The 1128-nt window shown below is 68.8% G+C and carries 2 protein-coding genes; both read right to left on the bottom strand.

Annotated elements, in window-relative coordinates; genetic code table 11:
• Window positions 1-80 precede the first annotated feature (80 nt).
• Window positions 81-377 carry a hypothetical protein gene (locus tag BM085_RS42545; protein ID WP_093892384.1) on the bottom strand — a complete coding sequence of 99 codons (297 nt, stop codon included), beginning with the start codon at window positions 375-377 and terminating at the stop codon, window positions 81-83.
• A gap of 232 nt (window positions 378-609) precedes the next feature.
• Window positions 610-1128 (bottom strand): C40 family peptidase (locus tag BM085_RS42540; RefSeq protein WP_177245567.1); only part of this gene is annotated, 519 nt, incomplete at its 5' end.

Raw genomic sequence — 1128 nt, 5'->3', positions numbered from 1 at the left:
CAGTTCCGAGCTGCCGGGAACGACGGGAACGATCGGTTCCCTGTCGCCGCCCCTGTCGGTCAGCGATCCGCGGTCGTCGCTCATGAGCCGTTCACACTCGGGTATTTGACGCTGCGGAGGTTCTCCTCCACGGTGCTCAGCGCCCGCTCGACGCCTTTGAGCTTGTTTTGGACGTCACCCATCTCGCTGTCGACCGTCTTCTCGATCCCGTCGACGAGCGTGGCCAGCTCGCTGGAGCTCGTCAATCTTCCGAACATGGAGGAGTCGGTCGTCTGGGCGGGATACGTCTCGGCCAGATCGCCGAATTTTCCGGCGATCTTTTTCGCGGCCGTACGGCAGTCATCGAGCGCGTCGAAGTGGATATCGAGGTTCGCCACCTGGCCGACCCCTTCCGGCGTTGGTGCAAAGCAGACGAATGACGATCATAGGGGACAGGAGTCTCTCCGGGAGTGGATCTTGTCCGCATCTTCGCCGGAGGAGCATGGGGTGATCACCAGGACCGGGCCGCCCTTCTCCGGGCGGCCGCGGACGTGTCCGGACGCCGTGAGCCTCGTCGTCCCGGCCGGGTGTGCGAGCCCCGCACGGAGGGCTTCCCGTGGCCGGTGGGCGTCACGTGAAACGCCGGTAGGTGATGGGCCCCGCCGCCGCCCCCGCCACGTCCTCGACCCTGACCATCGTTCCCGGGCGAGGCGCGTGGATCATCTTGCCGTCGCCGGCGTAGATCCCGACGTGGGTCGCGGGATCTCCGAAGAACACGATGTCCCCGGGCTGCGGCGAGGAGGTGACGGGCTGCCCGCTCGCCTGGTAGCCGGCGGCAGTGGTGTCGCCGATCTTGATTCCGGCCTGGTTCAGGGTGTAGTAGACGAGCCCGCTGCAGTCGAAGGCCGACGGCCCGTCGGCGCCCCAGACGTAGGGTTTCCCGATGTGTTCCCGCGCGGCGGCCACGATCGCGGATCCGCTCCCGGACCCCGGTACGTACGGCAGCGCCTGCGCGGGGCCGCTCGGACCGCCGCCCACCGGACCGTTGCCCGCCGGACCGTTGCCGCCGTAGCCGGAAGGGCTCGCGCCGTATCCGCTGGAGGGGCCCGTGCCGTTGCCGCCGTTCGTGCCGGCGAGGGTCGTCTGTCC

Source organism: Streptosporangium canum (assembly GCF_900113865.1).
GTDB classification, from domain to species: Bacteria; Actinomycetota; Actinomycetes; order Streptosporangiales; family Streptosporangiaceae; genus Streptosporangium; species Streptosporangium canum.
The sequence above is the reverse complement of the archived record's forward strand: the minus strand, read 5'-3'. Positions and strand labels throughout refer to the sequence as shown.